Source organism: Sorangium sp. KYC3313 (assembly GCF_052075895.1).
Lineage (GTDB): Bacteria > Myxococcota_A > Polyangia > Polyangiales > Polyangiaceae > Sorangium > Sorangium cellulosum_B.
The window spans coordinates 9,196,311-9,220,114 of sequence record NZ_CP197255.1; the positions used below are offsets into that span (position 1 = coordinate 9,196,311).

The 23,804-nt window shown below is 72.9% G+C and carries 13 protein-coding genes; 4 read left to right on the forward strand and 9 right to left on the reverse strand.

Going from position 1 to position 23,804, the window contains the following annotated elements:
* Window positions 1-4: 4 nt before the first annotated feature.
* From ACSRUE_RS34830 to ACSRUE_RS34850, 5 genes are read right to left on the reverse strand one after another with little or no spacing between them, the layout of a single operon-like run.
* On the reverse strand, window positions 5-2,368 hold the full coding sequence (locus ACSRUE_RS34830) for a HEAT repeat domain-containing protein (protein ID WP_441287358.1): 2,364 nt from the start codon (window positions 2,366-2,368) through the stop codon (window positions 5-7).
* Complete coding sequence (locus ACSRUE_RS34835) at window positions 2,365-4,917, reverse strand: methyl-accepting chemotaxis protein (protein WP_441287359.1); 2,553 nt, start codon at window positions 4,915-4,917, stop codon at window positions 2,365-2,367. Before ACSRUE_RS34835 ends, ACSRUE_RS34830 begins: the two co-directional genes overlap by 4 nt.
* Window positions 4,907-5,344 carry a chemotaxis protein CheW gene (locus tag ACSRUE_RS34840; RefSeq protein WP_441287360.1) on the reverse strand — a complete coding sequence of 146 codons (438 nt, stop codon included), beginning with the start codon at window positions 5,342-5,344 and terminating at the stop codon, window positions 4,907-4,909. The genes ACSRUE_RS34835 and ACSRUE_RS34840 overlap by 11 nt, the downstream gene beginning before the upstream one ends.
* A complete protein-coding gene (locus ACSRUE_RS34845; RefSeq protein WP_441287361.1) occupies window positions 5,341-7,443 on the reverse strand; it encodes a chemotaxis protein CheA in 2,103 nt (700 codons plus the stop codon). Before ACSRUE_RS34845 ends, ACSRUE_RS34840 begins: the two co-directional genes overlap by 4 nt.
* 4 nt (window positions 7,444-7,447) lie before the next feature.
* Window positions 7,448-7,831: a response regulator transcription factor gene (locus ACSRUE_RS34850; RefSeq protein ID WP_437768521.1), complete on the reverse strand. Its 384-nt coding sequence runs from the start codon at window positions 7,829-7,831 to the stop codon at window positions 7,448-7,450.
* Window positions 7,832-8,374: 543 nt separating this feature from the next.
* Between ACSRUE_RS34850 and ACSRUE_RS34855 the strand changes: the two genes are divergently transcribed.
* Complete coding sequence (locus ACSRUE_RS34855) at window positions 8,375-10,894, forward strand: hybrid sensor histidine kinase/response regulator (RefSeq protein ID WP_441287362.1); 2,520 nt, start codon at window positions 8,375-8,377, stop codon at window positions 10,892-10,894.
* Window positions 10,895-10,953: 59 nt separating this feature from the next.
* On the opposite strand, the gene ACSRUE_RS34860 is transcribed toward ACSRUE_RS34855, so the two are convergent.
* Together ACSRUE_RS34860 and ACSRUE_RS34865 are read right to left on the reverse strand one after the other, a co-directional pair.
* Window positions 10,954-11,334 (reverse strand): response regulator, encoded by a 381-nt coding sequence (locus tag ACSRUE_RS34860; protein WP_441287363.1) that lies wholly within the window; start codon window positions 11,332-11,334, stop codon window positions 10,954-10,956.
* Window positions 11,335-11,419: 85 nt separating this feature from the next.
* A complete protein-coding gene (locus ACSRUE_RS34865) occupies window positions 11,420-14,575 on the reverse strand; it encodes an ATP-binding protein (protein WP_441287364.1) in 3,156 nt (1,051 codons plus the stop codon).
* Window positions 14,576-14,915: 340 nt separating this feature from the next.
* On the opposite strand from ACSRUE_RS34865, the gene ACSRUE_RS34870 reads away from it, so the two are divergent.
* Window positions 14,916-16,856, forward strand: a complete 1,941-nt coding sequence (locus tag ACSRUE_RS34870) for an ABC transporter ATP-binding protein (RefSeq protein ID WP_441287365.1) — start codon at window positions 14,916-14,918, stop codon at window positions 16,854-16,856.
* A gap of 132 nt (window positions 16,857-16,988) precedes the next feature.
* Here the strand turns inward: ACSRUE_RS34870 and ACSRUE_RS34875 are convergent, their stop codons facing one another.
* Window positions 16,989-18,014, reverse strand: a complete 1,026-nt coding sequence (locus ACSRUE_RS34875) for a phosphatase PAP2 family protein (protein ID WP_437768526.1) — start codon at window positions 18,012-18,014, stop codon at window positions 16,989-16,991.
* A 1,147-nt stretch (window positions 18,015-19,161) separates the two neighbouring features.
* On the opposite strand from ACSRUE_RS34875, the gene ACSRUE_RS34880 reads away from it, so the two are divergent.
* Window positions 19,162-19,548 (forward strand): KGG domain-containing protein, encoded by a 387-nt coding sequence (locus ACSRUE_RS34880; protein WP_441287366.1) that lies wholly within the window; start codon window positions 19,162-19,164, stop codon window positions 19,546-19,548.
* Between the two features lie 66 nt (window positions 19,549-19,614).
* Here ACSRUE_RS34880 and ACSRUE_RS34885 read toward each other — a convergent pair whose 3' ends face one another.
* Window positions 19,615-21,336, reverse strand: coding sequence for a PE-PGRS family protein (locus ACSRUE_RS34885; protein WP_441287367.1), 1,722 nt, complete (start codon window positions 21,334-21,336; stop codon window positions 19,615-19,617).
* Between the two features lie 755 nt (window positions 21,337-22,091).
* Between ACSRUE_RS34885 and ACSRUE_RS34890 the strand changes: the two genes are divergently transcribed.
* Complete coding sequence (locus tag ACSRUE_RS34890; RefSeq protein ID WP_441287368.1) at window positions 22,092-23,744, forward strand: FAD-dependent oxidoreductase; 1,653 nt, start codon at window positions 22,092-22,094, stop codon at window positions 23,742-23,744.
* Window positions 23,745-23,804 lie beyond the last annotated feature (60 nt).

Genomic DNA, 23,804 nt, shown 5'->3' on the forward strand with positions numbered 1-23,804 from the left:
GGGATCAGACCCACTGCGCGAGGACGGACGCGGACACGCGCCGCACCTCGGGATCTGGATCGGTCCGGGAGGCGCGCTCGACCGCCGCGAAGCCCTCGCGGGTGGCCACCGCGGCGAGCGTCGTGGCGGCCGCCTTCCGCGCCGGCGCGCGCGGCAGCCGGAGCGCCTCGAGGAGCGCGGCGTTCGCCCCGGGGAGCCGCATCCGCGCGAGCGCCGCGGTCAGGAGCGGCGAGAGCTCGTCGTCCGCCGTGCCCAGCGCGTCGAGGATGCCCTCGATGCGGCCCGGCACGGGCGTCGCCAGCGCGGCGAGGAGCGGGCCCTGCGCCCGCGACGTGACCAGCAGCGCGACCAGGGTCCTCGTCGCCTCGGCGCCGGGCCGCCCCGCGATGAAGCTGGTCGCGGCCGACCGCACGCTCTCGTCGGGGTCGCCCGCCGCCCGCACGAGCGCGGGCAGGACCTCGGGCGACGAGAAGCCGGAGATCGCCGAGACCGCGACGAGCCGGGTCGCCACGTCCGGGGACGACAGCGCGTCGAGCAACGTCGGCAGCGACGCCTCTCGCCCGGCGATGCCGAGCCCGATCAGCGCCGACCGCCGCATGTCCGTGTCGCCGTCCCGGGCCGCCTGCTCCAGCGCCGCGAGCGCGAGCTCGCCCTTGATCCCCGACAGCGCCTCGATCGCCGCCACGCGCACCTGGCCGCTCTCGTCCCGGAGCCGCTCGGCGATGACCCCTGCCGCCGCCTCCCACCCGAGCTTCCCCAGCGACTGGCAGGCGTAGTACCGGACCCACGCGTCGCCGTCGCCGAGCCCCGCGAGGAGCGCGTCGATCACGCGGGGATCCCGGCGCGACTGCCCGAGCGCCCGCATCGCCACGGCCCGGATCCGCGCCGCGGGATCGGCCGCGACCGCGACGAGCGCGTCGAGCGCCGCCGGCGCCGCGAGGGACGCGAGGCCATGGATCGCCTGCTCGCGCGCCCGCACGTCGGGGTCGCCGAGGCTGTCGAGGAAGACCGGCAGCGCCGACGGAGGCGCGAGGTGCCCGAGGATCCGGAGGGCCGTCCGCCGCGCGGCCGGGGCCCCGTCGCGGGCCGCGGCGAGCGCGAGCGCCTCGGCGTCCGGGCCGCCGAGGCCCTGGATCGCGGTCGTCGCGGCGTGGACCACGCGGGGGCTCGGGTCGTCGAGGACCTGGAACAGCGCGCGCGCCGAGCCGGGCTCCGCGATGCGCGCGAGCGCGTCGCACGCCGCGGCGCGGACCTCCGCGTCCGGATCGGCGAGGCAGCGCTCCACCTCGCCCGCGGCCGCGATGCCCCGGACGAGCGGCAGGAGCAGGAGCCTGCGCGCGCTGTCTCCGTCGCGCAGCGCCGCGAGCACCCGGGGGTCCGCGCTCCGCGAGAGCTGGCCGAGCGCCTCCGCGGCGGCGCTCGCGACGGGAGGATCGGCGTCGAGCAGGCGCGTCAGCTCGAGCAGGGCCTCGTCGCCCCCGATCGCGCCGAGCACGCTGCAGAGGGCGGCCTGCTCGGCCGGATCCGCGCCCGCCAGGCTCTGGGAGAGCCGCCGCGCCACGCCCGGCGCCGGCGCCTCGCTCCGGAGCGCCTCGTCGATCGGCGCGACCGTCCCGTAACGCTCGCGATACCGCTCGCGAAGCTCGGCGAGCGCCGCCGCGGCGACACGCACGACGCCGTCGCTCGGCCGCCCGAGGAGGCGCACCAGCGGCGCCACGGCGCCGCGGCTGCCGGTGCGGCCGAGCGCCCGCGCCGCCTCGAGCAGGTAGCGCGGATCATCGAGGAGGATCGCCAGCGGGCCGGTCGCGCGCGGGTCGCCGCTCCGGCCCAGCACGTCGATCGCCGGGAAGACACGGAAGAAATTTCCGCTCGAGGCGGCATCCACGAGCGAGTCGACCGCTGACCTGCCGCCGACCCGGCCGAGCGCCTCGATCGCGGCGACCGCGACGTTGTCGTCGGGGTGCGACGTGAGCTCCGCGAGCCGGGGGACGGCCTTCGTGCTGCCGCGGCGGCCGAGGATCTGCGCCGCGTCGGCGACGAGCGCGGGGCGATGATCCAGGGTCAGCGCGAGCACGGCGGCGTCGACGTCGCCCAGCGACGCGACGAGCGCGTCGACCGTGGCGGCGATGCGCGCCTCGCTGTCGCGCCGGGCGGAGAGGCACGCGCAGAGGGGGCGGACCGCCGCGTCGCCGAGCGCGGCGAGCGACGCGACGACCGCCCGCCGCACGGTCCAGCTCGGATCCGCGAGCATCTCGATGAGCCCGGGCGCCCCCGGAGGCCCCGAGGCGGCGAGCCGCTCGACCTGCTCGACGCGCTGCCGCTCCGCGTCCGAGACGGCGAGCGCGGGCGCGTGCCGGCGAGCGATCATGCCGCCGTCTCCGGCGGTGCGGGGTGCTGCGTCCCGTTCGCCTTGATGTGGGCGACGGCGTGGGCGACCGTCGCGACGACGCCCGCGACAGCGTCCACGTGCTCCGCGCTCGCCTGCCGGATCTTGCCGAGCTGCTCGAGCACCTGGCCCGCGTCGCTCGCGATCGCGCCGGTGTCCCTCGCGTTCTTGGCCGTGGAGGCGAGCAGCTCCCGGACCGGGTCGCGCAACCGCGAGAACGAGGCGGCGTGCTGCTCGGTCCGGGTCGAGAGCTCGAAGGCCCCCTTCTCGGCGGCCTGGAGCGACGGCGTGTGCCGGTTCGCGCCCGACGCGAGGGCCGCGATCGCCTCTGCCTGATCGGCCACGGCCCGCGCCGTCTGCCTGGCGATCCGGCGCATGGAATCCCCCTCCTTCGCGAGGGACGCGGTCGCCTTGCCCTGGTCCGCCGTGGCGGCGGTCACCGCCGCCGCGAGCCGCGCGACCTGGCGGGCGGACGCCTCCAGCTGCTTCGCCGCGCGCGCCTGCTCGCCGATGCCCCGCGCCGACTGGACCGACACCCGCCGGATGTCGTCCATGGCGCGCGCGATCTCGGTCGCGCCGCCCGCCTGCTCCGCGAGGCCGGCGACCATGCGCTGCGACGCGCCCGAGACCTCCTGCGTGAGCGCGGTGATCCCGGCCAGGGCGCGGGTCTGCTCGACCATCGCGGCGCTGGTCTGCTGGGTCAGCGCGCGCATCTGCGCGGCGACCTTGGCGAGCTGCGACGCGCCCGTCGCCTGCTCATCCATCGCCCGCGACACCCGCTCGGCGGTGGACGTGAGCTGCGCGTTGGCCTTCACGGCGTCCCGCAGCGCGCGCGCCTGCTCGGCGGTCGCGTCCTTCGTCTGCCGGGCCATGCGCCGCATCTCCGCGCTGCCCTGCGCGAGCGACTGGACCGCCTTGGTCTGCTCGGCCGCGGAGCGCGCGACCGCCCTGCCCTCTTCGCTCATGCGCGAGGTCGTCTGGGTCAGGGAGGCCACCGCCTGCACCTGCTCCGCGTTCGCCCGGTCGATGTCGCGGATCGAGCGGCCGAGCTCCTCGACCCCCTGGAGGATGGACGCGAGCGCCCGATCGGCGTCGCTCGCGAGCCGGGTCCCCTCGTCCGCGACCTTCACGCCCTCGCTCGAGGCGGCGACCGCCTCCCGGGCGCTCGCCTGGAGCGCGCGGACGATCTTGGCGATCTCGGCGCTCGAGACGGCGGCCCGATCGGCGAGGTTGCGGATCTCCTCGGCGACGACGGCGAAGCCGCGGCCGTGCTCCCCCGCGCGCGCGGCCTCGATGCTGGCGTTGAGCGAGAGGAGGTTCGTGCGGTCGGCGATCAGGTTGATCGTCTGGACGATGTCGCCGATCTCCTCCGCCCGCTTGCCCATCTCCTTCATGACCGAGGCGGAGTCGGCCATCGCCTGCCGGATGCTCCCGAGCCCGGCGATGGACCTGCCGACCGTCGCGGCGCCCTGGCGCGCGGTCGCGACCCCCTGCTCGGCCGTCGCGCGCGCGGTCTCGACGATGGCGACGATCCGCCGCGTCGAGGCCTCGACCTGCGACGACGTGGCGGCGTTGCCGGCCGCGAGCCCGCTGATCTGCTCGGCGCTCTGCGCGACCTGCTGCGCGGTCCGCGCGAGCTGCTCGGCGGCGACCGCGTTCGCCTCGACGGTCGCGGCGTTCTTCTCGGCGGTGGCCGCGACCTCCTCGACCGAGCTCGCGATCTCCGTGATCGTGCTCGCGGTCGTCGACGCGCTCGAGTCGAGCGACCTCGCGCTCTCGGCCACCCCGCGGATCGACCGCGCCATCTGCTCGGCGGTCGCCGCGGTCTCCTCGACCGCGCTCGCCATCTCGGTCGCCTCCTTCGCGACGCGCTCGAGGGAGCCGCTCACGCCCATCACGGTCCCCGCCATGGTCGAGATCTGCGCCCCGACCCCCTTGGCGTCGGCCGAGAGGCGCGCGACGCCCTTCGACATCTCCTCGATGGTGGCCCCGATCTCCTCGATGGCCGCGGCGTTGCTCTCGCCGCGGGTCGCCGCCTCGTCGGCGGATCCGCTCGTCACGGAGACCGCCCCGAGGAGCTCCTCGCTGGAGGACGCGAGCTCCTCGGCGTTGGCGCTCACCGCCTTCACCGAGCGGGCGATCTCCTCGAGCGCCGCCACGGTCGTGTCCGCCGAGGTGGCGAGCGTCTCGGCGTCGCTCCTCACGCTGGCGAGCGCGGGGGCGAGCGCGCCGATGCCGCTCGCCATGCCCTCGGTCGCCCTCACGACCTCGCTGACGACGTCGCCCACCCGCTGACCGGAGCGGGCGAGCGCCTGCGCGGCCGCCCCGGCCTCCTCGAGCTCGCCCGCGAGCGCCCCCGCCATGGCCCCCTGCTCCCTGCCGGCCGCGGCCTGCTCGGCGCCGAGGGCGGCGAGCCGCGCGGCCGCCTGCTCGACGCCAGCGACGGTCGTGGCCGCCTGGCGGAGCGCGCGCTCGGTCTGCTCCGCCCGCGCGAGCGCGCCGTCGATGTCCGCGATTGCATCAGATGCCATGATCCTGCTCCTCACCGATGATCCTGCCGACGTCGACGAGCATGACGAGGCGGTCCCCGAGCTTCGCGACAGCCCTGACGAACCCGGCGCTCTCCTCCGCCATGACCTCGGGGGGCGGCCGCAGCTCGCCCTCGGCGATGTTGACGACCTCGCGCGCGCTGTCCACCAGGAGGCCCACGGTACGGCCGCCGCGCTGAACGACGATGACGCGCGAGTCCAGCGTCGGCTCCGCGCTCGGGAGCCCGAAGCGGACGCGCAGCTCCACGACCGGGACCACGCGGCCCCGGATCTGCACCAGGCCACCGACGTACGAGCGCGTCCCCGGCACCCGGGTCGCCCCGGCGAACGACTCCATGTGGAGCACGTCCGCCGCCGAGATGACGTACTCGGCGTCTGCCACCTTCAGGATCACGTGCAGATCGCTCACGAGGCCACCCGGGCGAGCGCGCCGCGGCCGCCGCGGCCAGCGGAGAGCCTGCCGCTGAGGGTCACGAGGTCGAGGACGAGCGTGGGGCGCCCATCGCCAAGATCCGTCGAGCCAGACACGCCCGGCACCCGGACGAGCGGGTCCTCGAGCGGCCGCACGACCACCTCCTGCTGGCCGATCACGCGGGTCACGCCGAACGCGAAGGGCGCGCCGTGGCGGCGGATGACGAGCGCCCTGCGCGCCGGCGAGGCCCCGAGCTCGAAGAGGGCGCCGAGCTCGACGAGGGGCACGACCTCGCCGCGGCGCTCGATCAACATGGTCCCGCCCCGCGCTTCGCCCGGCGCTGGCAGCCTGGTCCCGCCCCGCGCTTCGCCCAGGGCTGGCAACGTCGTCCCGCCCCGCGCTTCGCCCGGCGCTGGGCCGCGGAGGATGCGCGCGGCGTCGATCTCCACGACCTCCTCGACGCCCGCGACGGGCGTCACGAACAGCTGGTCACCACACAGGAAGGAGAAGGCGTCCACGATGGTCAACGTGAGCGGGATCCGGAGGGTGAAGGTGGTGCCGGCGCGGGGCGACGTGCTCACCGAGAGCTCCCCGCTGAGCTGCTCCACGGCGATGCGGCGCACGATGTCCATCCCGAGCCCGCGGCCGCTGGTCTTCGTCGCCTGGTCGAGCGTCGACAGCCCGGGGAGCGTGATGAGATCGAGCAGCGCCGCGTCGCTCTCGGGCGCGGGGCGGCCGGCCCGCCTCGCGACCAGCGCGCGATCGATGCCGCGGCCGTCGTCGGCGACGCTGAGCTCGAGCTGATTGCTGGAGCGCTCGAAGCAGGAGACCCGGACGACGCCCTCCTCGGGCTTGCCGAGGCGCCGCCGCTCGGCGGGCGGCTCGATCGCGTGATCGACGGCGTTGCGGAGCATGTGCACGATCGCAGGGAAGACGCGCTCCGCGACCGCCTTGTCGAGCTCGGCCTTGCCGGCGTCGATCTCGAGCCGGACCTGCTTGCCGGTCGCGCGACCGAGGCCGCGGACGACGAGCGGCACGCGCTCGAGGAGCTCCGCCACGGAGATCATGCGCGCGCGCATGATGGCGCCGCGGAGGTCGCGCAGCGTCCGGTCGTGCTCGCGCAGGATCTCCGACAGATCGCGGGTGTCGACCCCGCGGGCGCGCAGCTCGGCGGCCGCCCGAGCGAGCCGGAACCGCGTCACGACCAGCGCCGACAGCTTGTCGAGCGCGTCGTCGAGGCGCGCCACCTCGACGCGGACGACGCCTCGGAGCTGGGGCTCCCGGTCCGCCGGCTCGTCCGGCTCGCGCTCCGCCAGCGCCGCGACGGCCGGCGGGACGGGGGGCTCCACGGTGAGCGCGCGAACGCCATCCGCCGCCGCCGCGCGCGCGACCTCCTCGTCGGGCGCGCTCGTGAGGACGAGGAGCGCGAAGGTGATGCCGCCCGGCGCCCCCTCGGTGGCCGGCACCGAGAGCGGGATGACCTTGACGATCTCGGCGAGCTTGCCGACGCGCTCGCGGACGGTCGTGATGTTCACCCCCTCGGCGGTGCGCGACGGCGAGGGGACGAAGTCGACCCGCAGCGCGCGCCGTCCGCCGGCCACGCCCTGCGCGAGCTGCACCCGCTCGCCGGGCCCGAGCTTCGCGAGGATCTCGGGATCGGCGCCGATGGTCGGCACGGGCGGCGACGGCGCGGCGGCGAGATCGAGCGCGGTGAGCGCGGCGAGGAGCTCGGGCGCCGCCGGCAGCACCGGCTTGCCCTCGGCGAGGGCCCGCGCCCGCTCCTCGATGGACCGGAGCCCGCGGAGCAGCACCTCGATCGACGAGGCGGAGAGGCTCCCGGCCGACCGGTCCGCCGCCCGGAGCACGGTCTCCATCGCGTGGGCGAGATCCACAATCGGCTCCACGCCGACCATGGCGGAGAGGCCCTTGATGGTGTGGAGAGAGCGGAAGAGCTCGCGGATCGCCTTGGGGCTCGACTCGCCGGCGCGGAGGGCCGCCTCGGTGGCGAGGAGGTTGGCCATCGACGCGGAGAGGTGCTCTTCCACCTCGACGAGGTAGCCGGCCACGAACTCGTTTACATCGAGCGCGCCGCCCATCCGGTCATCCGGCGCTGGCGACGCTGTCCTGCAGGAGCGCCCGCACGCTGGCCAGGATGGCGTCGGGAGTGAAGGGCTTCGTCATGAACTCGGACGCCCCTGCGGCGAGCGTGCGGGCGCGGGACTCCTCATCACCCCGGGTCGTCACCACCAGGATCGGCAGGCTCTGCAGCCTGTCTTGACCCCGGATGAACTCGATCACCTCGAGTCCCCCGATATCGGGCATATTCAGGTCGAGCACCACGAGATCGAACGGCCTCAGCGAGAGCGTCTCAATCGCCTCGAGGCCGCTCGCCGCGTGCGCGAACCCGTGCTGATCCGCCCGCAGGCAGGCCACCACCATCTCGCGCATCACCCTGCTGTCATCAACGACGAGGATCTCTGCCACAGCGGTGCTCGGTCGAGGGAATAGCCTTTCCGAATGCGGGGTGTCAATCGCGCTTGTGCGTCCGTGCCAGAATCAGGGAACTCCCGTCGGACATGTCCCGAGCTGCGCATGTCACGCCCGGGTGAGCAGCGCGCAGCGGCGATGCGCCGCCCCCGCGTCGAGCACGCCGGTGCGCCAGCGAACGTCGGCGGGCGCGAGCGCCACGACAGACGTCGATGGGTCCCTGCGAGCGTTGCGTGATGCGTGGCGCAATGACCGGAAGCAACCTGACGCAACCAGAAGCAACCAAACCCCGACCAGACGCGACAAGAAGCAACCGGAAGCAACCAGAAGCAACCGACGCAGGCACGCAGAAGAGGGCGACAGGGCGCCTTTCATCGTAGTAAGCTTGCATCGTCGCGGGCTCTCCCTCAGATGAGACTGGGCGGTAAAGATGCTTGCGGAACCAACGCGTCTCCGCGCCCGGTCCCGCCCCGAGAGGCGCCGCCCTGTGGCGATATGCCTCACGGTCCCTGCTGCTCCTGGAGAACCATGAATCGGTCAATGACGATGGACTTCGTGCTCGCCGACGCCGCGCGCGATGCGAACGGCCTGCCCCGGCGCCAGGCGCCGGTCGCGGGGCGAGACGTCCGGGAAGGGGGCATGGGGTCTCCGCCGAGCGAGCACGCGCAGCGCGGGGCGGTGTGGATCCTCGACGATTCGTTGCTGGAGGCCGAGATGGCCGCGCGCGCCCTCGCGCCAGGGTACGAGGCCCAGGTCTTCACGGACGCCGCCGCGATGCTCGAGCGCGTGGCGGGGGGCGATCTTCCGGATGTCCTCGTGCTCGACCAGGTGATGCCGGGCATGTCCGGCACCGAGATCTGTGGTCTCCTGCGGTCGCGCGCCGCCACGGTCGGGCTCCCGATCCTCATCCTGACCGTGGCCGGGCAGGAGGAGGACCTCGTCGAGGGGCTCACCGCGGGCGCCGACGACTACGTGGTCAAGCCCTGCCCGGCGGCCGCGCTGTCGGCGCGCGTCGGCGCGCTCCTTCGCTCGAAGCGGCTCCGCGAGCGGGCCGAGCGGGCCGAGCGGATCGCAGCGGTGGAGCGCGATCTGCTGCGGGCGCTCATCGAGCAGAGCGGCGACGGCATCATGGCCGCGGACGCGCGCGGGGCGCTCCGCATTTGCAACGGCGAGGCCCAGCGGCAGCACGGGGTGTACGAGCGCGACGCGCTCGAGTCGCTCCGGGCCCGCGGGCTGCTCGCGCTGGACGGCCGGCCGCTGCGCCCCGACGAGGACCCGCTCCACCGCGCGCTCCGGGGCGAGAAGGTCGAGAACGCGCGCTGGCTCGTCACGCGCCCGGACGGCTCGATCCGCGCCCTCGCCGGGACGGCGTCGCCGCTCAGGCACGCCGACGGCTCGCCCGCGGGCGCCGTGCTGATCACCCGCGACGAGACCGACGCGATCGAGGCGGAGCGGGCGCTCCGGGACAGCGAGGAGCGCTATCGCGTGATCATCAGCGCGCTCGAGGAGGGCATCACGCTCCAGGACGAGCGCGGCGTCATCCGCACCGCGAACGCGAGCGCCGAGCGGATCCTGGGCCTGCCCATGGCCCAGCTCGTCGGGTCCACGATGCTGGGCCCGTCGTGCAGGCTCGTCCGCGAGGACGGCTCGCCGTTCCCTCTCGAGATGTACCCCTCGCAGATCGCGCTCCGGACCGGCGCGCCCCAGTCGGGCGTCCTGCTCGGGCTGGAGCGGCCGGACGGCTCGGTCCTGTGGCTCTCGGTGAACGCGCAGCCGCTCCGCGGCACCGACGGCTCGGTCGCCGGCGTCGTCTCCTCGTTCTTCGACATCACCGCGCGGAAGCGCGCGGAGGAGGAGCGGCAAGGCCTGCTCGCCGCGGCGGAGTCCGCGCGGCAGGAGGCCGAGGCCGCGAGCCACCTGAAGGACGAGTTCCTGGCGACGATGAGCCACGAGCTCCGCACGCCGCTCACGGCGGTCCTCGGCTGGGTCCGGATGCTGCGCACCGGCAAGCTCCCCGAGGAGCGCCGCGACAAGGCGCTGGAGACGGTGGAGCGCAACGCCCAGGCGCAGGCGCAGCTCATCGACGATCTGCTCGACATCTCGCGCATCATGGCCGGCAAGCTCCGGCTGGACGTCCATCGGATCGAGCTCGTGCCGGTGATCGACGCCGCCCTCGAGGTCGTGCGGCCTGCCGCCGACGCCAAGGGGGTGCGGCTCCTGCCGCTCCTCGATCCCGGCGTGGGCGCCGTCGCGGGCGACGCGGGCCGGCTGCAGCAGGTCGTCTGGAACCTGCTCAACAACGCGGTGAAGTTCACGCCGCGGGGCGGCGTGGTGCGCATCCGGCTCGATCGCACCGACGGGTCCGCCGAGATCACCGTGTCCGACACCGGCCAGGGCATCGAGTCCGCGTTCTTGCCTTACGTGTTCGAGCAGTTCCGGCAGGCCGAGAGCGGCACGACCCGCAGGCACGGCGGCCTGGGCCTCGGGCTCACGATCGTGAAGAGCCTCGTGGAGATGCACGGCGGCACGGCCCACGCGCTGAGCGACGGGGAGGGTCGGGGCGCCACGTTCGTCGTCCAGCTGCCGCTCGCGGCGCCGCCGAGCCACGACCGGGGGCGCCGGCTGGCGGCGCTGCCGTCCGCCTCCGCCGGGAGCGACCGCCCGCCGGAGCTCGCGGCGCTGAACGTGCTCGTGGTCGAGGACGAGGACGACACGCGCGAGCTCCTCGTCACGATGCTCGAGCAGTGCGGCGCGTGCGTGACGGCCGTGTCGTCCGCGGCCGAGGCGCTGCTCGCGGTGAAGGCGCTGCAGCCCGACGTGCTCGTGTCCGACGTCGCGATGCCCGGCGAGGACGGCTACGTGCTGATCCGCAAGATCCGCGCGCTCCCCGCGGCGAGCGGGGGGCGGACCCCGGCGATCGCGCTCACCGCCTATGCGCGCACGGAGGATCGCATGCGCGCATTGCGAGCAGGGTTCAACACCCATGTCCCGAAGCCCATCGAGCCGGCGGAGCTGCTCGCGGTGCTCACGACCATGTGCGGCTCGAGGGCGGGCGCCTAGGTCGCCTGCGGCACGCCGTCGGCCGCTCGCACGATCGGCGCGGCGTGGCGCGCCGCGCCTCACCTCCGCCGGCAGCTCCGCTCGATGGTGTCCATCAGCTTCAGCACGTCGAACGGCTTGCTGAGGATCGCGTCCGCGTCGATGCCGGCGCGCTCCGTCGCGCCGCGCGCGGTCATCACCACGGTGGGCGTGGCGGCGAGCGTCGGGTCGCGCTTCTGCTCGGCGCGAAACTGGAACCCATCCATGACCGGCATCATCAGGTCGAGCAGGACGAGCGCGATGGACGAGGGGTCGTCCCGCAGGCATGCGAGGGCCTCGCGCCCGTTCGCGGCGCAGGCGACCGCATACCCCTCCTCTTCCAGGAGCTCGCTCAACGTCCGGCGGATCGCGGCGTCGTCATCGACGATCAGGATGCGCTTCCTGGGACGGCTCGTCGTCATGCGCACTCGCTCCCTTCGCCGGGTGACAGCGACCAGGGCGCCACGACCTCGGGCCGGCCCGCGGGGCCCCCTCGCGCCGGGCGCCTCAGGCGCCCTCGAATCCCGGCAGCCCCTGCCGGCCCGAGGCCCGAGGGCCGGCGAGCGGCAGGGTCACCTTGAAGGTCGAGCCCTCTCCCAGGACAGAGCTCACCTCGATCGAACCATCCAGCGCTTCGACCACCTGCATCGTGATGTAGAGCCCCATGCCCAGACCGCCATAGTGCCGCGCCGACACGGCGCGCTCGAACCGCCCGAAGATCCGGCCGATGTGCTCCTGCGCGATCCCGATGCCGTGGTCCGCGATCGTCAGCGTGGCCATCGAGCCCATCGAGGCGACGGTGATCTCTATCGGGTTTCCCTGACCATACTTGAGCGCGTTCGAGACGAGGTTTTCGACGACCTGCTCGAGCCGCACCCGATCCCAGCTCCCTGCGGCGTCGTCCGCCGCGCTCACGGTGACCGGCGAGCCCGCCTCCGCGATCTCGCCGCCCTCCTGGAAGCGAGACACCACCAGCCGGACGATGTCCGACAGCCGGACTTGCTCGAGCTCCAGGGCGAGGCGCCCCGCGGAGATGCGGGAGATGTCGAGGAGGTTCTCGACGAGCCGCCTCAGCCGCTCGCTCTGCCGGCGAACGAGCCCGAGCCGGTCCATGAGCCACGGGAGGCGCTCTCTGTCAGGGCACAGCTCGGGCGCGCGGCGCATCAGGGTCTGGATCTGCAGCGCGAGCGGGGTGAGCGGCGTCTTCAGCTCGTGGGAGGCGATCGAGAGGAACTCGTCCCGCAGCGCGATGGCGCTCTGCGCGTCCCTGTACAGGCGCGCGTTGTCCACCGCGAGCGCGCAGCGGCGCCCGAGCTCCTCCGCTGCCGCGAGGTCCGCCCGGCTGTACCGGCGCTCGGATCGCACGACGATGAAGGTCAGCGTCCCGAAGAGCCGCCCCCGCCGCGCCAGCGGGACGCACATGAACGAGTGCCCCCCGATGGCCCGGATCACCCGGAGGTGCTCGTCGTTCTGCGCGATGGCGCGCTTTTGCTCGTCCGTGAAGTGCTCGACGAGCACCGACCTCTGCTCGAGGAGCACCTTGGTCGGCGGGTGCTCCGGGTTGCCGTCGAGCCTGGGCGCGAAGCGCTTCGCCTCCTCGGCCACGGCCGCGAGCGAAGGGTCCGAGTGCGCCACGCCCACCCGCCGGAAGGTGCCCTCCTCCTCGTCGAGCGCGTCGACGACGCAGAAGTCGGCGAGGACGGGCACCGCGAGCTGCGCCACCCGCGCGAGCGTCGTGGAATAGTCGAGAGACTCGGCCAGCACCACGCTCGCCGCGTCCAGGAAGCGGGGCAGCTCCTGCGCGCGCTCCCGCTCCGCGGCCTCGACCGCGCGCCGCCGCATCCGCACCATCTCGATCTGCGTCCGGACGCGGGCGAGGAGCTCGCGCGGCGAGAACGGCTTCACCAGGTAGTCGTCCGCCCCCGTGTCGAGACCCTCGACGACGGCGTCCTCCCCCGCCCGAGCGGACACGAGAATCACAGGGACACTGCTCGTCCTCGGATCCGCGCGGAGCTCCCGGAGGAGCGCGACGCCGTCGAGCTCGGGCATCATCACGTCGCTCACCACGAGGTCGGGCGGGCGCGCGAGCGCGGCCTCGAGGGCCGCCCGCCCGTCCGAGGCCGCCTCCACGCTCCACCTCGGCGTGAGCAGGTGGACGAGGTACTCGCGCATGTCCGCGTTGTCGTCGGCGACGAGGATCCGGCCCTCTCCGCCGCCCGGGGCGACCTGCACGGGCGCGGCGTCGGCGCGCGGCTCCGGGCCCGCTGGCGCCGCTCCTTCGCGCCCGGGTGACTGGGGTGAAGACCACTGGGACGCCTCGAGCACGTGGAGGCTCGCGCTCGCCGCCGAGGGCGCCGGCTCCCCGGCGGCGACCACGCGCTCCCGCGAAAGGTGCGCGCGGCCCCTCGGGATCGCCACGGTGAACGCGCTCCCCTGCCCCACCGCGCTCGAGGCGCGCAGCGAGCCCCCGTGCGCCTTGACGAGCTCCTGGACGAGGGAGAGGCCGATCCCGGTGCCCTCGATGCTCCGGCTGCGCGCGCCCTGCACCCGGTGGAACCGATCGAAGACGCGCGGGAGCTCCTCCGAGGGGATCCCGGTGCCTGTGTCGCGCACGGTCAGCTCGACGTGGTCCGGGTGAGCGCGCAGCGAGACCGCGATCTCCCCCTCGAACGTGAACTTGAAGGCGTTCGAGAGGAGGTTCATGACGACCTTCTCCCATTGCGCCGCGTCGACGTAGACGGGCTCGGGCAGCGGCGGGCAGTCCACGACGAGCGACAGGCCCGCGCCCTCGATCAGCGAGCGGAAGGAGCTCGCGAGCTCCGCCGTGAGCCGCGCGAGATCGGTGGGCGCGAACGACGTCTGGAGGCGCCCCGCCTCGATGCGGGAGAAATCGAGCAGCGTGTTCACGAGCCGGAGGAGCCGGAGCGTGCTCCGGTGGGCCGCGGCGAGGCCGTCGCCCTCGAGCGACCTCGCCGGGCTCGACAGCGCGTCCTCGACGCGCCCGAGGATGAGGGTGAGCGGGGTGCGGAACTCGTGGCTCACGTTGGCCACGAACTCCGTCTTGAGGCGGTCGAGCGTCGCGAGCTCGTCCCGGTGCTGCGCGACCTCGCGCTCTAGCCGCCGCTGCTCGGTGACGTCCCGCCCCTCGGCGACCATGAAGACGACCTTTCCCTGCCGATCCTTCACGGGGTTCAGGTTGAAATCGACGGTGATGCGCTCCTCACCTTCGTTGCCCCCGAGGACCTCCACGTCGTACCTGACAAACTCGCCCCGCGCCGCGCGCCGCACAGCGTCCTTCAGGCGCTCCTGGATCTCCGGCGAGCCCTGCCACCAGCGGCACTCCCAGAAGGGCACGCCGTGCACCTCCCTCCGCTCCACGCCGGCGCCGCGGGTCGAGGTGTGGTTCGACTCCCAGCTCGTACCGTGGGCGTCGAGCAGGCCGAAGAACTGGAAAGAGCTGTTCATCGCGACCCGCGCCGCGAGGAGCCGCATCAGCCCCGACTCGCGGCCAGGGCTCGCGCGGGCGAGCTCCTGCTTCAGGAGCTCGGTGTCCCAGAGGAGATGATCTTCGGAGTCATCCACAGGTCGCACGATCGCGAGGTCTTCCAGGCATTCGATGAAGTCGCCCCCTTCTGCGCGTTCCTCGCTCGACGGCTGTTTCATCCCTTCTCGCATCACGCTTGCGGCTGCTCGAGGCAGAGAACAGCTCATCCTGAAGCGCTTAGTGGAGATCGCCGACCACGCAAGGGCCGAGCGACAACCACCCTTGAACTTCCACGGCGGCCCGCGCGTGGCTCCGGATCGTTCGAGCCCACGACCACCCCTGCGCGCGCCGCAGCAGCCGATCACCACCGGCTGCTGCTGAGGCAGCAGCCCCCTCCCACCGCGACTCCACGGTCACGGTCAAGGCAGAGCTGGCCCGGTTAGTGCACCTGGCATTGGAGGGCGGTGCGCGCAATGACCGTCATCTCATGCGGGCGCGCAGGGCGCCCAGGACATCTCGGTGGAACTCAAGACCTCTCTGCAGCGCGCCCCCGGCGCTCCGGCGCTCCCGGACACGCCCTTCCGGTTCATCGTTCACTTCGTCGGTCGTTACCGCGCCTGGTATCTGGCGATGTTCGTGTTCGAGTCCGCCCACGCATCGTGCGGGATCATGATCCCGTACGCCATCGGGCAGGTCATCCAGGGGGTGACGCAGGCGTCGGGCGCTGGCCGCGCCGCGCTGAGCGGACGGCTGCGCGACGCGCTGGCGCTGTTCGTCGCGCTCATCGCCGGCGAGTTCCTGTTCAGCCGGATCGCCGGCCTCTGCCAGATCCTCGTCGGGCCGTGGCAGCGACAGAACGTGACCCGCAATCTGTACGCGTATCTCCAGCACCACTCCCATCGTTACTTCAGCAACAATTTCGCCGGGGCGCTCGCCCACCGGATCAGCGAGACGTCGATGGGGGTCTCGCAGACCCTGTGGGCCATCCTCTTCGACTTCTGGCCCATCGCCATCGTCTTCTCGGTCTCGATCGGGCTGCTCTACCGCGCTCACCCGGCGCTCGCCGCGGTCGTCTCGGCCTGGGCGGTGCTGTTCGTCGGCATCTCCTACTGGCTCGCGACCCGGTGTCAGCCCCACGCGGTGCGCGCCGCGTCCGCGCGGAGCGAGACCACAGGCAAGCTCGTCGACTCCGTCACGAACCTCACGAGCGCGCGGCTCTTCGCCCGGTTCGGCTTCGAGCGCGCGTACCTGGACGAGCAGCTCAAGCACGAGCTCCGCGCGGTGCGCAGATCGAACTGGTACTCCGAGCGCGTGCGCTGGTTCCAGTTCGCGTCCGCCGCGCTGCTCAAGGTGGGGACGCTCTATCAATCGCTCAGGCTCTGGGAGCGCGGCGACATCGGCGTCGCCGAGTTCGTCATGGCGACGAGCCTGTCGCTCCTCATCATCAACGAGGCGCGCAACCTCAGCCGCCGCTTCCTCGAGTTCTTCGAGTTCGTCGGCAACGTCGCGAACGGGGTGAACACCATCGTCCGCTCCCACGAGCTCGTCGACCGCCCCGAGGCCGTCGCCCCGACGCTCGAGCGCGGCCGGATCGAGCTCCGGAGCGTGACCTTCGGGTACACGCCCGGTCAGCCGATCTTCGAGGGCCTCGACGTGACGATCCCGCGCGGCCAGCGCGTCGGGCTCGTCGGCTTCTCCGGCTCCGGCAAATCCACCTTCGTCAGCCTCATCCTGCGTCTCTACGACATCGACTCCGGTCACATCTTGATCGACGGCGTGGACATCCGAGACATGACGCAGGACGCGCTGCACGCGCAGCTCAGCCTGATCCCGCAGGACCCGAGCCTCTTCCACCGGACGCTCCTCGAGAACATCCGCTATGGCCGGCTGAACGCGACCGACGCAGAGGTGGTCGAGGCCGCGCGCAAGGCGCACGCGCACGAGTTCATCGTGCAGATGAAGGACCAGTATCACTCCATGGTCGGCGAGCGCGGCGTCAAGCTCTCGGGCGGCCAGCGGCAGCGCATCGCCATCGCGCGGGTCATCCTGAAGGACGCGCCGATCCTCCTCCTCGACGAGGCGACCTCGAGCCTCGACTCGATCACCGAGCAGGCCATCCAGGACACGATGGACGACGTCATGAAGGGGAAGACGGTGCTCGTCGTCGCCCATCGCCTCTCGACCGTGGTCCACCTCGACCGCATCCTGGTGTTCGAGAACGGCCGGATCATCGAGGACGGCACGCACGCCGAGCTGCTCGCGCGAAACGGGGCCTACAAGCGGCTCTGGAGCAAGCAGTCGGATGGATTCCTACCGGAGAGCGCCGCCGAGGCGCCTGCGGCGATGGAGGCGCCGCCGGCCCGCGTCCACGAGGCACCTCGGCTCCAGCCGGCGGCTGACCGCGCCGACGAGCTCCCGCGGGGTGCGCCGCTGAAAGCGTGGGAGGCACCGCTCGCCTGAGCGGCCGCCAGATCGAGCAGGCCGCGGGCACTCGTGCTCACCGAGCTCGGGCCGAGGCCGGCTCCTTGAGGCCAGCTTCCCCCTGACGCGAAGGCGCGGGGACTGGAGCGCGCCAGTGCCGGAGAGGCGTGCTTACCGGAAGCTCCACGGCTGCGGCTGCCCCATGCGGGCGCGGAGGCCCTCCTCCCAGCGGACGAGCCGCGGCGTGAGCCACGCCGTGCCCACGGCCAGGACGGCGCCGGCGACGACGTCGACCGCGTAGTGCCAGCGGAGGAGCATGGTGGAGACGATGATGTTCATCGAGAAGAACGCGGCCACCACGGCGAGCCAGAAGAGGCGCCGGTCGGTGCGGGCGCGGTGGAACGTGTACAGGGCGAACCAGAGCGGCGCGGCCGTGTGCAGGGAGGGAAAGACGTCCTTCATCGCGCCGCCGGCCTGCACGACGCTGCTCACGCAGCCCCAGAAGAAGCCGCCGTCCAGCGGCCCCTGATAGAGGTGGCTCAGCGCCTGGATGGGGCCGTACGCAGGGACCGCCATGTAGCCGAGCTGGCCAACACAGTAGACGATGCAGGAGCCGACCGCGTACTCCGTCGTCCCCCGGCCGGGGCGGGCGACCCAGACCGCCAGCACCATCGAGAGGAAACAGATCAAGAAGTAGCTGAAGTAGAAGAAGGAGAACCACTCCACGATCGGGCGCGTGTTGAAGCGCTCCATCCAGAGCGCTGGCTCGACGTGGAAGAGGACGAGGTCGAGGCGGAGGAGCTCTGCGTCGACGCTGTCGCTCCGGACCGTCGGCAGGAGGGTCCGGAGCGACAGGTAGTTGAGGAGGAAGGCGCCGACGAGCGAGAGTCGGTAAAGGACGCTCCGGAGCAAGGGCGCGAGCATCGTGGCGCGGCGCACGAGCACGCAGACGGACACCAGGGCGGCGATGCCCGCCAGATTGCGGTTCATGCACTGCGCTCGCAGCTCCGTCGGCGGCGCGCCAAGCAGGAAGATCGTCGTCAAGGCGAGATAACCGATGAGGATCGCGTCGTGGAGAGCGAACACGCCGACCAGGCCGCGCAGAGCGTCCTTCAACAGCGCGCCTTCGCGCTCGACGTCGACCAGCCCGCCGGAGCCGGCGACCTCATCGCAGTCCGTTGTGAGCCTCTCTTGCATTCGGGGACGTTCCAGGGATGGCATGGTGCGCATGGGCGGATGACGCCGGGCCGCTCTGTATCACGTGTTCGCGCGTGGCGTCACCGTGACATCGGTGACGCTCCAGCGACCGGGAGGCAACAGGCGGAGCAACTCGGGGGCCACACGGATGTCGAGTTTTTGACGGGCCGCTTCGCGCCGCCTGACAGCGGTAGGGGCCTCGATGCCCCTGGCATGGCGCTCGTGCGACAGCCCAACCGCCGCCTCGGCGGACCGCTCGCGTGCGAACGCGGCGACGCAGCGGCGCAGGGTCTACGCGTCACCACGACGCTGGCGCGTCCCAGGTTGCGACGCTGGCGCGTCCCAGGTTGCGACGCTGGCGCGTCCCAGGTTGCGACGCTGGCGCGTCCCAGGTTGCGACGCTGGCGACGCTGGCGCGTCCCAGGTTGGGCTTCCGGGCTCCCAGGTTGGGCTGCCGCCAGGTTGGGCTGCCGCCGGGCTCCCAGGTTGGGCTGCCGGGCTCCCGGACGCGCAGAATCTGCGCGACGGCTGCGCCCCTGAATCTGCGGGACGGCTGCGCCCACAACGCCGGTGGGGATCGGCGATGGCGAGCGAGAACGCGCGCAGTCAAGCGCGCTGGGCACCGGAGCTCGATCGTCGCGGCGGCCCGGCGGCCGTGACGTCGGCGACGTCGCGACCGCTGGAGGCGTCCAGACGAGAGGGCGCCGTGGATCTCGACCGCGCGGCGCGGACGAGGCGCGATGGCCCGCGCGCTCACGACCGGTGGGGCAGTCTGCCGCGCGGCGGGGCGTCCGCTGGAACGCCGGTCTCGGCCGGGCTGAGCGGCGCTGGACGCAACGCGACGCGACGGGCGCTGCGCACGTCGGCGCAGGAACCGCGTCTTTCCCGGGCGCGCGTGGAGGATCGCGGTCACCTCACCCTGCTGGAGCGCACCCTGAACGCTCCCGAGCGCTCACGAGAATCCCACGGAAGCCCCGTTGGATCCGCGCCGGTGACGTCGCGTGGCCATGGATCCCTCTTCATGGCACTCACGTTGCAGTCCCCCGGAGGAGCCGGCATCGTTCAGCGACGATCCGACAGGGCACCACGCCTGGGTCGCCCCGCGAGGGCGCTGGAGCGATGCGCCCAGACACCAAGGAGACGACGCATGGCACAGCAACACGGTCAGAGCAGCAGTCGTGGGTTCGCCGCGATGGACCAGAAGCAGCAACGCGCGATCGCGAGCATGGGCGGCAAGGCTGCGCACGAGAAGGGCACGGCCCACGAGTTCAGCTCCGAGGAGGCGCGCGCGGCCGGCCGCAAGGGCGGCGCGAGCGTGAGCCAGAATCGAGAGCACATGGCCGCGATCGGCCGCAAGGGCGGCGCGGCCGTGAGCCAGAACCGCGGACACATGGCGCAGATCGGCCGCAAGGGCGGCGAGTCGCGCGGCGACGGACAGAGCGGCGCGCCGGGGGAGAGCGAGCGCGAGGGCGAGCAGGGCAGCAGCGCCGCACGGCACGCCGACGCCGTCGAGACGCGCCACGAGACGAACTGAGCAGCGCTGCGGCAGATCGCCGCCGGTGATCGGGCGCGCGGGGATGCCTGCGCGCCCCATCGTCCGTCACGGCGACAGGGTGACGAGGAAGACGTCGCCGTTGCTGCGATCGCCCACAGGCGCGCTGTGCTCGATGGCGGGGAGGCCGCCGCCGAGATCGAGCCGCTCGCCGTGGAAGAGGCCGGCGGCAACGGTGTTCCCGCTGCCGGTGACAGCCTGGGCCGTCGAGAAGCAGAACACCCCATCGCGGTAAACGTCGGACCAGAGCTCCTCGGAGAAGTCCGGGCTCAGCTTCGCGACGAACGCATCGCCCGACTCGGGCGGCTCGATCTCCACGGGCGCCCCGCCGAGCTCGAGCGCCTCCGTGAAGTAACCGCTCAGCACGTGGTTGCCCCAGGGGTCCTGCGAGAAGCCCCAGACGAACTCGTCGCCCGCGGACGGGAGCCCACGGGCGGCGAGCGGCTCACCGGTCTCTGCGTCGAGCCGGGCCAGGTAGAGGTCGTAATCCCCGGCCGCAGCGCGCTCGATTTCCGTGGGCCCGACGCGGAACGGAGCGCTGTAGTTGCCGAGGACGACCGGATGGCCGTCGAGCCCGAGGCCGATGAACTTGGCGAACTGCTCGCCGGCGGCGCCCAGCGAACGACCCCAGCCGAGGCTGCCCGACGCGAGATCGAACCGCAGGACGAGCCCATCGATGCCGTGGATCGGCTCGTCGCCGCGCGAGCCGTCGACGGCGCTCTCCACGACGTGGCCGTCGATCTCGAGCTTTCCACCGAAGGCGCCGGCCGCGTAGAGGGCCGACCCGCCGACCGCGATGCTGCGGAAGCGCTGCCAGCTCTCCGCGGACCCGAACCGCCGGCTCCAGAGGTGGCCGCCGCCGGCGTCGAGCTTCGCCACGACGACGTTGGGACCGCCGCTCCCCTCGAGCGCGGTCCCGGGCGCCTCGCTGAAATTGATGCTGCCGTCGACCATGCCGAGGACGACGATCTCGCCCTCCTCGGTGACGGCCACGGCCGTGGCGCCCTGGTCGAGCTCGCCGCCAAAGCGCTTGCTGAAGAGGTGGTTGCCGTCGGCGTCGAGCTTGGCGACGAAGAGGTCCTTCCCACCGGCGCTCACGAGCTCCGTGCTCGCGCCCGCGCCGAAGTTGAGGGTTCCCTCGAACTCCCCGGCGACGACGACGTCGCCGCTCGAATCCGTGGCCACCGCGAACGCGACCTGATCGGACTTGCCCCCGAATCGCCTGCTCCAGACGTGGCCTCCCGCCGCGTCGAGCTTCACGACGAAGAGGTCGAGACCACCGTCGCTCGCGAGGGCGTCCGCCTCGCCACCGAAGTTGATCGCCGTCTCGAAGCCGCCGACCAGGACGACGTTGTCGTGCGGATCCGCCGCGATCGCCTCGATTCGCTCGTTCTTCGCCTCGCCGGCGCCGAGCCCCCACAGGGCATCTCCGAGGAACGCCGGAGGCTCGCCGCCGCCGCTGCCGCCCGCGCCCCCGTCGCCGCCTGCGCCCCCCACTCCACCTGATGCACCGGCGCCCGCTTCGCCACCTTGTCCCCCCGCACCTCCGACTCCATCGCTGCCGCCGACGCCTCCGACTCCACCGCTGCCGCCGGCGCCTCCGACCCCGCCCTGTCCCCCGGCACCCCCTTCACCGCCTTGCCCGCCGCCACCTCCGGCCCCGCCCTGCCCGGCGACGGCGCCTCCGGCGCCTCCGACGCCGCTCGCCGACGAGGTGACGCCGTCCTCAGGCTCCGAGTCGCAGCCGTTGCAGCCCAGGGGAAGTCCCATGCTCGTCAGAAGAGCAATCCGAGCCACGTTCGTCACCAAGTGCGCTTTCATCCATCCTCCATGTCTCGACGAAGAGCCCGAGCCGCCGGCGCTCGGTGGAGCCAAGGCCAGTTCGACCCCCCCTCGCTGTGGGCTGTCGAACGTCCTCAATCTGCTGTGTCGTGGACGTCAAGTACGCGTGCGCGCGGATCGAATCAAGCAGCTATCGCGGCGAGTTCGTGGCGACGATCGGCTACCCCATGGGTCCGCCGGAACGGCGCGTCCCGCCTGGACGGCGCGCCTCGCCTGGACGGGACTCTCCGCTGACCAACCGTGCTCTTGCACACGGCCCACGATGGCCTCGGACGCGCGCCACGCGCGCCGCAGGGTTGCCTCATCGTGGCAGAATGCCCCACCGCGAGCCCGCGGCACGTCCAACATACAAGCCGCGCCGGGCGGCGGGGGCGCGGTACGCGATCTGCATCGTCCCGCGAATGGTGTGGGTGGCTTGGCTCAGGAGCGCCACGGCACAACCACCTCTCCGCCGACCCGCGGGAAGGGCCTGACGAGCTCACCCGAGCGCGCATTCGCGCGCGAACGAAGAGCGCCGCCGGCGCGCGTCCCCCCGCGCGCGCCGGCGGCGCGGCGGCCATGGAGGCCGCATCCGGGGCGTCTGGCGCGGCGGATCATCACGCCTCCCGGACGGCGGACCCCACGACCGATCACCGAGACGAAGCGCCGGGCCAAAGCGCTCGGCGCCCAGACGCGGAGCGCCTATGACGGAGCGAGCCTACGATAAGAACACCGCCTGGACCCACGCCGCCATCCCTCCGATGCCCCCCCTCGCGACGGACCACGAGGCGGACGTGTGCGTCGTCGGCGCGGGGATCGCCGGGCTGACGACGGCGTATCTCCTCGCGAAGGCCGGCAAGCGCGTCGTCGTCCTCGACAACGGCGCCATCGGCGGGGGCGAATCAGGGCTCACCACCGCGCACATCACGCACGCGCTCGACCGGCGCTGGGCCTCGCTCGCGAAGCTGCACAGCAAGAGCCGCCTGCGCGTCGCCGCAAGGAGCCACACGGCGGCCATCGAGACGATCGAGCGGATCGTCGCGGAAGAGAAGATCGACTGCGACTTCCGGCGCGTCCACGGCTATCTCTTCACCGCCCCGGGGTCGCCCCCGGCCACCCTCCGGGACGAGATCGAGGCCGCGCACCGCGCCGGGCTCGGCTCGACCCATTACGTCGACCGCGCGCCTCTGCTCGATTTCGATACGGGGCCCGCGGTCCGCTTCCCCGATCAGGCGCAGTTCCATCTCCGCAGGTACCTCGCGGGGCTCGCGCGGGCGATCGAGCGCGACGGCGGCGTGCTCTACACGCTCGCGCACGTGGTCGACGTCGACGAGGACGCCGTGCCTCACGGGGTGGTCGTCAAGACGGCGCGCGGGCACCGGGTGACCGCCGGCGAGGCCGTGCTCGCCACGAACTCCCCCTTCCTTCCGCGCATCGCCGTCCACCTGAAGCAAGCCGGTTACCGGACCTACGTCGTCGGCCTGCGCATCCCCCGGGGCGCCGTCCCGCCGGGGCTCTACTGGGACACGGCCGAGCCGTTCCATTACGTCCGCCTCGCCAACATCGACGGCGCGGACGGCCCGGACGAGGTGCTCCTCGTGGGAGGAGAGGACCACAAGACCGGACAGGCCAGCGACGCGGACCAGCGCCACGCGCGGCTCGAGGCGTGGGCGAGAGAGCGCTTCACGCAGGCCGGCGAGGTGCTGCACCGCTGGTCCGGCGAGGTGATGGAGACGGTCGACGGCCTCGCGTACATCGGTCGCATCAAGAAGGGATCGAGGATCCTCATCTCCACGGGCGACTGTGGCAACGGCATGACGCACGGGACGATCGCGGGCCTCGTGATCTCCGACCTCGTGCAGGGCCGCGAGAGCCGGATGGCGTCGCTCTTCGATCCCACCCGCGTCAATCTGAGCCTGGCCGCCGTCTCCGAGGTTGCGAAGGAGAACCTCAATGTCGCGTGCCAGTACGCCTCATGGCTCGGCAAGGGCGATGTCCCTGACGTGGCGCAGATCGCGCCCGGCGCCGGCGCCGTCGTGCGCAGGGGCCTGAGGAAGCTCGCCGTCTACCGTGATCCGCAGGGGCAGATCCACGAGATGTCGGCCATGTGCACCCACCTCGGCGGCCTTGTTTCGTGGAACTCCGCGGAACGCAGCTGGGACTGCCGCTGTCACGGCGCCCGCTTCGACGCCATGGGCCGCGTCCTCCGAGGCCCGGCGACGGCCGATCTCACGCCGATCGCGCCGAGCGAGGCGCCTGTCAGCGCCGGAGGATCGGTCTCGCCGCCGGGGGAGCGGGAGGGGGTCGCCGGCCAGCCGGCCGCCGTGCCCCTGCACCAGAGTCGCCCGGCCACGTGAACGGAGCGAGTCGCGAACGCCGACAAGCGGTGAGCGCAAGGGACGTGGATCGACATGATC

Coding starts and splice junctions, on each gene's coding strand:
- ACSRUE_RS34860 (WP_441287363.1), bottom strand. CDS start 11,334: ATGACGACGAGCCGTCCCAGGAAGCGCATCCTGATCGTCGATGACGAC.
- ACSRUE_RS34845 (WP_441287361.1), bottom strand. CDS start 7,443: ATGGGCGGCGCGCTCGATGTAAACGAGTTCGTGGCCGGCTACCTCGTC.
- ACSRUE_RS34830 (WP_441287358.1), bottom strand. CDS start 2,368: ATGATCGCTCGCCGGCACGCGCCCGCGCTCGCCGTCTCGGACGCGGAG.
- ACSRUE_RS34885 (WP_441287367.1), bottom strand. CDS start 21,336: ATGGGACTTCCCCTGGGCTGCAACGGCTGCGACTCGGAGCCTGAGGAC.
- ACSRUE_RS34865 (WP_441287364.1), bottom strand. CDS start 14,575: ATGAAACAGCCGTCGAGCGAGGAACGCGCAGAAGGGGGCGACTTCATC.
- ACSRUE_RS34855 (WP_441287362.1), top strand. CDS start 8,375: ATGACGATGGACTTCGTGCTCGCCGACGCCGCGCGCGATGCGAACGGC.
- ACSRUE_RS34890 (WP_441287368.1), top strand. CDS start 22,092: ATGACGGAGCGAGCCTACGATAAGAACACCGCCTGGACCCACGCCGCC.
- ACSRUE_RS34880 (WP_441287366.1), top strand. CDS start 19,162: ATGGCACAGCAACACGGTCAGAGCAGCAGTCGTGGGTTCGCCGCGATG.
- ACSRUE_RS34875 (WP_437768526.1), bottom strand. CDS start 18,014: ATGCAAGAGAGGCTCACAACGGACTGCGATGAGGTCGCCGGCTCCGGC.
- ACSRUE_RS34835 (WP_441287359.1), bottom strand. CDS start 4,917: ATGGCATCTGATGCAATCGCGGACATCGACGGCGCGCTCGCGCGGGCG.